The organism is Phenylobacterium sp., assembly GCF_035944335.1.
GTDB lineage: Bacteria > Pseudomonadota > Alphaproteobacteria > Caulobacterales > Caulobacteraceae > Phenylobacterium.
In genome coordinates this window covers 115,227-122,383 of the sequence record NZ_DASZBG010000072.1, presented here as the reverse complement: position 1 = coordinate 122,383, position 7,157 = coordinate 115,227, and the positions used below count along the sequence as shown (strand labels likewise).

Genomic DNA, 7,157 nt, shown 5'->3' with positions numbered 1-7,157 from the left:
CGGCCGCTTGCGGACGGCGTCGAGCCCCTTGAGGACCTTGATGGAATCCGCGCCGTAGTCGCCCTGGCCGTTGGCGTCGAGGCCGTTTTCATCCAGGCCGTTGGCGTCCAGGCCATCGGCCTTCGGGGCCTCGGAGTCGGGACAGTTGGTGTCGTTGTCTTCGCTCATTCTGCGTCCAGTCGGGGCGGTGGGGCCGCTCGGGTTGGGTCCCGCGCACGCGCGCGTAAGAGGCCCCTGAGGATTCGATGGAAAAGGTCAGCCTTCTATATAGGGTTTCGCGCTGATTCTGCACGTTTTCGGGCCGAAATCGGGCCGACGACAGCTCAGGTGTGGCGCGGACCGAGGGAGCCATGCATTAGGCGTATCGATGCGGATCAACGGCTTCTGGATCGCGGCCTTGGCGGCCCTCTCTTTCGCACCCGCGGCGGCGGCGCCTCCCACGCGGACCATCACCCAGCCGGACTGGCTGCAGAAGCCCACCGGTGAGAGCATGGCCGAGCACTATCCGGTCGCGGCGCAAGCGCTAGAGCTGGAGGGATCGGCCACCATCGGCTGCGAGGTGACCGCGGAGGGGAGCCTGGTCCGCTGCAAGGTGCTCGACGAGGCGCCCAAGGACCTTGGGTTCGGCCAGGCCTCGCTGGCCATGGCTAACGATTTCCGGATGAAGCCGCAGAGCTTCAACGGCCAGCCGGTGGGTGGCGGCTATGTGCGCATTCCGATCATGTTCCGGCTGCCGAAGGGCGAGGACGTGGCCGGCCAGGCTCCGGCCCTGCCCCCGCCGCCGCGAACACCTGAGGACCTGCAGCAGGCCCGGGCCCTGACCGACGTCATGCGGCTGGTGGATGGCGTCATGCGCCGCTACGCCGACGAGGCCCAGAAGATCGAGACGGCTCCGGAAGGCAGCGCCTCGGGAGCGGCGCGAGCGGGCGCGGCCGGTGCCTTGCGCGAGGCGGCTGAAAAGCATCGCGGCGACATCCGCGACGCCTATGCTCGAGCGTTGGCGGCGGTGTTCTCGCACGATGAGATGGCCGCCATCACCGCCTTCCAGGCCGCCTACGGCCAGGTCATCAGGGACCCGGAACTGCAGGCCATCGACATCAAGCTCCAGGCGGGCTCCCTCGGCGTCCTGCGCGACGCCGCCCATGCCGCATTCTGCGCCAAGCGCGACTGCGGATCCGCCCAGGCCTTGCAGCGTGTCTGGCGCCCGGCCGACCCGAGGGACAACCGTATCGACAATCCACAGTGGGCCGCCGCACCGGACGCCGAGACGGTGGTCGCCGCGGAACCCGAACTGATGGCCCTGCTCGGGGTTCCCGGAGCTGTTCGGATGACCTGCTCAGTGGCCACGGCGGGCGCGCTGGACAGCTGTTCGGTTGACGAGGAAGCGCCCGGCGGCCTGGGGTTTGGCCGCGCCGCACTCACGCTCAGCGACGCCTATCGGCTCGGCCGTATCCAGCTCGACGCCGGCGGCCTGGGCCGAAGGGTCATCGTCCGGGCCGGCTTTCCCGCGCCCGAGCTGCCGCCGCCCTTCAAGGGGCCGGTCGCTTCCTCGCCGCGCACCCTTGCGCTCGCCCGCCAGCTAGTCACCGGACTCGGTACGGGCGATACGGCCAAGCTGCAGGTCGAGCTGCAGGTCGCCAGCTTTGAATCCAAGCGGCCGCCCGGGGCCGACAAGCGCATCTATGACGACGCCATCGATGCTTATCGGGTGGGCATGAACGCGGTGATGGCGCGCTATGCCGAGGACCTGGCCAACGCCTGGGCGGGCCGCGTCCCGGAAGACCAGCTCGCCGCCATGGTCGCGTTCTACGACTCCCCGGCCGGGAAGGCTCAGCGGCAGCGCAGTGATGCTCTGGACGTGGCGGCCAAGCAGACCGTCACGGCGGTCACCGAGAAGATCGAGGCTGACGCCAGGACCACCTACTGCGCGACGCATGACTGCATCCAGGCGCCGACCTCTCAGCCAGCCAAAGCCGCCAGGCCCGAGCCTTCCACCCGCACGCCCTGAGCCCGACCGGCGAGGCCTTCGAACAGGTGCTCGTCGGTTCCGGTGAGGAAGGCCTGCAGACTCAGCGCCTCGATTTCGTCGAACAGGGCGGCGCGGCGGCGCGCGTCCAGGTGGGCGGCGACCTCGTCGAGCAGCAGGATGGGCGAGGGCTGGCCGGAGACGCGGGCCAGACGGGCGGCCTGGGCGAGCACCAGGTTGAGGATCAGCGCCTTCTGTTCGCCGGTGGAGCATTCGGCGGCCGGGCGGTCCTTTTCGACGTGGAGCACGCCGAGGTCGCCGCGGTGCGGCCCGGTGAGCGCGCGGCCGGCGGCGGCGTCGCGGTCGCGGCCCGACTTGAGGGCCTCGGCGAGGCGGGCCTCCAGGTCGGCGATCTCACCGCCCCCGCCTTGCCCATTTGACGCGGCCAGCTGCTCCCATTCGCCGGTCAGGGTGAGGCGCGCCTGCGGGAAAGGCCGCGCGCCGCGATCGTCGATTTCGGATTGCAGCGCCGTGAGCGTGCGGGCGCGGGCCTGCGCCATCAAGGCCCCAGCCTCGGCCATGCGGGCTTCCAGGGCGTCCAGCCAGGCGGGATCGGCGGGACCTTCGGTCAGCAGGCGCATCCTTTCGCGAAGCGCCTTCTCATAGGCCTGGGCGTGGGCCGCGTGGCGGGGCTCGCCGGCGAACACCAGACGGTCGAAGAAGCGGCGACGGTCGCCGGCGCCCTCCACGAACAGGCGGTCCTGGGCCGGCGTCAGCCAGACTTGGCGCAGGTGCTCGGCGAGGCGGCCGGGCGGCAGGGTCTCGCCCTCGATGCGGACGGTGCGGCGCGCGGCGCCGGCCTGCTCGACGCCGGTCCCGAGCCTGGTTTCCTCGCCATCGGCGAGGACCGTGGCGGCGACCGCCCAGGCGCGGCCCCTGGTTTCGCCGGGCAGCCGGCGGCCGACCTCGGCGAGGCTCGCGCCGCGCAGGCCGCGGCCTGGGGTGAGCAGGCTGACCGCCTCCAGAAGATTGGTCTTCCCCGCCCCGTTCGGCCCGACCAGGAACAGCGGGCGCCCCTCCAGGACGAGCTCGGCCCGCTCATAGGAGCGGAAGTCGGTGAGGGTCAGGCGGGTGAGGGCCGTGCGCACCCGCGCGTCTTACAGGGTTTCGGCCCCGGCTTTCCAATCCCGCTGTGAATGTCCGGATCCCGCGAGCGGATGTCGCGCGAGCCCCTATATCTGCGTCCTAGGGCAGAGCTTGGGAGGGATGGATGGACCAGAGGGCCAAGGCGGAGGCGTTCAAGGCGCTGCACCACACCGGGGATATCCTGGTGCTGGCCAACGCCTGGGATGCGGCGAGCGCGGCGATCATCGCCGACGCGGGCGCCAAGGCGGTGGCGACCTCCTCGGCCGCGGTGGCGTGGGCCCATGGCTATCCCGACGGGGATGCGCTGCCGCGCGACCGGTTGCTGGCCTCCATCTCCGCGGCGGCGCGGGTGGTGGACGTGCCCCTGACCGCCGATATCGAGGGCGGCTACACCGACGACCTGGGCGAGCTGGCCGATCTTGTCGGCCAAGTTATCGCGGCCGGGGCCGTTGGCATCAACCTTGAGGACGGCCGCCGCGATGCGGCGCTCCACGCCCGCAAGGTCGCCGCCGCCCGCAAGGCCGCCGATGCGACGGGCGTGCCGCTGTTCGTCAACGCCCGCACCGATGTGATCCTGAAAGGCCTGGCGGAGGGCCAGGCCGCCTATGTGGAGGTCGTCGAGCGGGCGGCGCGCTACCGCGACGCGGGCGCCGACGGGATCTTCGTGCCCTGGGCCAAGGACGAGGACCTGATCGGACGGCTGACGGGCGCCATCACCTTGCCGCTGAACGTGATCCTGATGCCGGGGCTCGCGCCGGCGGCGCGGTTGCAGGCGCTGGGGGTGCGGCGGCTGAGCTGCGGAACGACGCCGTTCACCGCGACCTATGCGCCGCTGGCCGGGATGATCGGCGGCTACCTCGCGACGGGCGAGGCGAGCGCCTTCGCGCCCGCGGCGGCGGGCGTGGGGAACCTCAACAAGCGGTTCTCATAGGGTCTCATCCCGGAAGCCGCGCAGCGGCTGTCCGGGACCCCTCCGCGCCAGATCGCGGTGAGAGGGCGCGACGGCTCCGCTGCGCCTCTTTCTGAATCCTCGACGCTCGAGGGTCCCGGTCTGCGCGTGCCGCGAAACCGGGATGACACTTTGGGTTTGCGGCTCGTGACCTCGACGATCCGCGCGCCTATCTTGGCGCCATGAGCGACCTCCTCGACGCCCCGCAGACCCTGGACGAGATCCCCCGCGAGCCGACCCAGGACGGGCCCAATGTGCGGCTCTATCTGGTCGACGGATCGGGCTTCATCTTCCGCGCCTTCCATGCCCTGCCGCCGCTGACCCGCAAGACGGACGGGTTGCCGGTGGGCGCGGTCGCCGGCTTCTGCAACATGCTGTGGAAGCTCCTGGTGGACATGAAGGCCAGCGAGGATGCCCCGACCCACCTGGCGGTGATCTTCGACCATTCCGAACAGACCTTCCGCAACAAGCTCTACGCGCAGTACAAGGCCCACCGGCCGCCGCCGCCCGAGGACCTGATCCCGCAGTTCCCGCTGGTGCGCGACGCCACCCGCGCGTTCGGCGTGCCCTGCCTGGAGCTGCCCGGCTACGAGGCCGACGACCTGATCGCCGCCTATGCCTGCAAGGTGCGCGACATGGGCGGCGAGGTGGTGATCGTCTCCTCCGACAAGGACCTGATGCAGCTGGTCGGACCGCGGGTCTCGATGCTCGACACCATGAAGAACCTGCGGATCGGACATGACCAGGTCGTCGAGAAGTTCGGCGTTCCGCCGGACAAGGTCGTCGATGTGCAGGCCCTCTGCGGCGATTCGGTGGACAACGTGCCGGGCGCCCCCGGCATCGGCGTCAAGACCGCCTCGGCCCTGATCCTCGAATATGGCGACCTCGACACGCTGTTGGCGCGCGCCAGCGAGATCAAGCAGGACAAGCGCCGCCAGACCCTGATCGACTTCGCCGACCAGATCCGTCTGTCGCGGGAGCTGGTGAAGCTCGACTGCGACACGCCGCTGCCCGAGCCTGTGGACGAGCTGAGGGTGCGCGATCCGGTGGGGCCGGACCTGGCCGCCTTCCTGGAGCAGATGGAGTTCCGCACGCTGGCCCGGCGGATCGAGACCCACGGCCAGGCGGGCGCCGTGCAGACCCCGGCTCCGGAGACCCGGGCGATCGAGGCGCCGAAGCACGGCGCAATCGACGTCGACGCCTATACGTGCGTCAGGGACCTCGCGACGCTCGACGCCTGGATCGCCCGCGCCAAGGCGGTGGGCGTGGTGGCTTTCGACACCGAGACCGACGCCCTGTCGTCGTCGGCGGCCAACCTGTGCGGCGTGTCGCTGGCCGTGGCGCCGGGCGAGGCCTGCTACATTCCGGTCGGCCACGAGCACGAGGCCGCCGGCGGCCTGGACTTCGAGCAGAAGGCGGCGGTCGACCAAATCCCCTGCGAGCAGGTCATCGCCCGGCTGAAGCCGCTGCTGGAGGACCCGGCGGTCCTCAAGGTGGCGCAGAACGGCAAGTACGACCTGGCGGTGCTGGCGCGCTACGGGATCGAGGTCGGGCCGATCGAGGACACCATGCTGATCAGCTTCGCCCTGGAGGGCGGGCTGCATAAGAGCCACGGCATGGACGAGCTGTCGCAGCGGCTGCTGGGCCACCAGCCGATCAGCTTCAAGACTGTGGCCGGGACCGGCAAGGCGCAGAAGAGCTTCAAGCACGTCGAGCTGACCGCGGCGACCTGCTACGCGGCCGAGGACGCCGACGTCACCCTGCGCATCTACGAGCACCTGCGCCCGCGGCTGGCGCACGAGCAGCTGCTGACCGTCTACGAGACGCTGGAGCGGCCAATGCCGCCGGTGCTGGTGGAGATGGAGCTGGCCGGGGTGAAGGTCGATCCGGACCGGCTGCGCCAGCTTTCCAACGACTTCTCGGTGCGCATGGGCGAGCTGGAGGCCGAGGCGCACCGCGTGGCCGGCCGCCCGTTCAACCTGGGCAGCCCCAAGCAGATCGGCGACCTGCTGTTCAAGGAGATGGGGCTGGCGTCAGGCCGCACGACCGCAAAGGGCGCCATGTCCACCGACGCCTCCATGCTGGAGGACCTGGCGGCCCAGGGCCACGAGCTGCCGCGCATCCTGCTGGACTGGCGCCAGCTGTCGAAACTGAAGGGCACCTATACCGACAACCTGGTGGAGGCGATCAACCCGAAGACCGGCCGGGTGCACACCTCGTACAGCCTGGCGGCGGCGACCACCGGGCGGCTGGCCTCGAGCGATCCGAATCTGCAGAACATCCCGATCCGCACCGAGGAAGGCCGCAAGATCCGCCGCTGCTTCATCGCCGAGCCGGGCCATGTGCTGATCAGCGCCGACTATTCCCAGATCGAGCTGCGCCTCTTGGCCCACATCGGCGATATCGCCCAGCTGAAGACGGCCTTTGCCGAGGGCCTCGACATCCACGCCATGACCGCCTCGGAGATGTTCGGCGTGCCGGTGGAAGGCATGCCGGCCGAGACGCGCCGGCGCGCCAAGGCGATCAACTTCGGCATCGTCTACGGCATCTCGGCGTTTGGCCTCGCCAACCAGCTGTCGATCCCGCGCGAGGAGGCTGGCGCCTACATCAAGACCTATTTCGAGCGCTTCCCCGGCATCCGCACCTACATGGACCGCATGCAGCGCCAGGTGCGCGCCGAGGCCTTCGTGACCACGATCTTCGGCCGCAAGGTGCATATCCCGGCGGCGCGCGGCCACAGCCAGGCCGAGCGCGGCTTCGCCGACCGCGCGGCGATCAACGCCCCGATCCAGGGGGCGGCGGCCGACATCATGCGGCGCGCCATGATCCGGATGCCGGCTGCACTTCGTGACGCCGGGTTGACTGCAAGGATGCTGCTGCAGGTGCACGACGAACTGGTCTTCGAGGCGCCGGAGGCGGAGGCCGAGGCGGTGATCGCCGTCGCCAAGCAGATCATGGAGCGCGCGGCCGAACCGGCGGTCTCGATCTCCGTACCCCTGGTGGTCGAGGCTCGCGCCGCCGCAAACTGGGACGACGCGCATTAGGCTCGCGTCGGGTCGGGAGCGCGCCAGCGCGACGACCGCGAGCCCAGCAAAA

At 70.4% G+C, this 7,157-nt stretch carries 4 protein-coding genes; 3 read left to right on the top strand and 1 reads right to left on the bottom strand.

Annotated elements, in window-relative coordinates; all coding sequences use genetic code 11:
• Positions 1 to 367: 367 nt before the first annotated feature.
• Entirely contained in the window at positions 368 to 2,008 is a 1,641-nt protein-coding gene (locus VGT80_RS12215) for a TonB family protein (protein WP_327456139.1), read from the top strand.
• Here VGT80_RS12215 and recF read toward each other — a convergent pair.
• Positions 1,960 to 3,114, bottom strand: a complete 1,155-nt coding sequence (gene recF, locus VGT80_RS12210) for a DNA replication/repair protein RecF (RefSeq protein ID WP_327456138.1) — start codon at positions 3,112 to 3,114, stop codon at positions 1,960 to 1,962. The two genes, VGT80_RS12215 and recF, sit on opposite strands and share 49 nt — an antisense overlap.
• Before the next feature lie 122 nt (positions 3,115 to 3,236).
• Here recF and VGT80_RS12205 point away from each other — a divergent pair, with 122 nt between their 5' ends.
• Both VGT80_RS12205 and polA read left to right on the top strand, forming a co-directional pair.
• Positions 3,237 to 4,043, top strand: coding sequence for an isocitrate lyase/phosphoenolpyruvate mutase family protein (locus tag VGT80_RS12205; RefSeq protein ID WP_327456137.1), 807 nt, complete (start codon positions 3,237 to 3,239; stop codon positions 4,041 to 4,043).
• 200 nt (positions 4,044 to 4,243) lie between these two features.
• Positions 4,244 to 7,105, top strand: a complete 2,862-nt coding sequence (gene polA, locus VGT80_RS12200; protein WP_327456136.1) for a DNA polymerase I — start codon at positions 4,244 to 4,246, stop codon at positions 7,103 to 7,105.
• Positions 7,106 to 7,157: the final 52 nt, after the last annotated feature.

Bases quoted from the DNA above. Each gene is read 5' to 3' on its own strand.
- polA (WP_327456136.1), top strand. From the start codon at position 4,244: ATGAGCGACCTCCTCGACGCCCCGCAGACCCTGGACGAGATCCCCCGC.
- VGT80_RS12215 (WP_327456139.1), top strand. From the start codon at position 368: ATGCGGATCAACGGCTTCTGGATCGCGGCCTTGGCGGCCCTCTCTTTC.
- VGT80_RS12205 (WP_327456137.1), top strand. From the start codon at position 3,237: ATGGACCAGAGGGCCAAGGCGGAGGCGTTCAAGGCGCTGCACCACACC.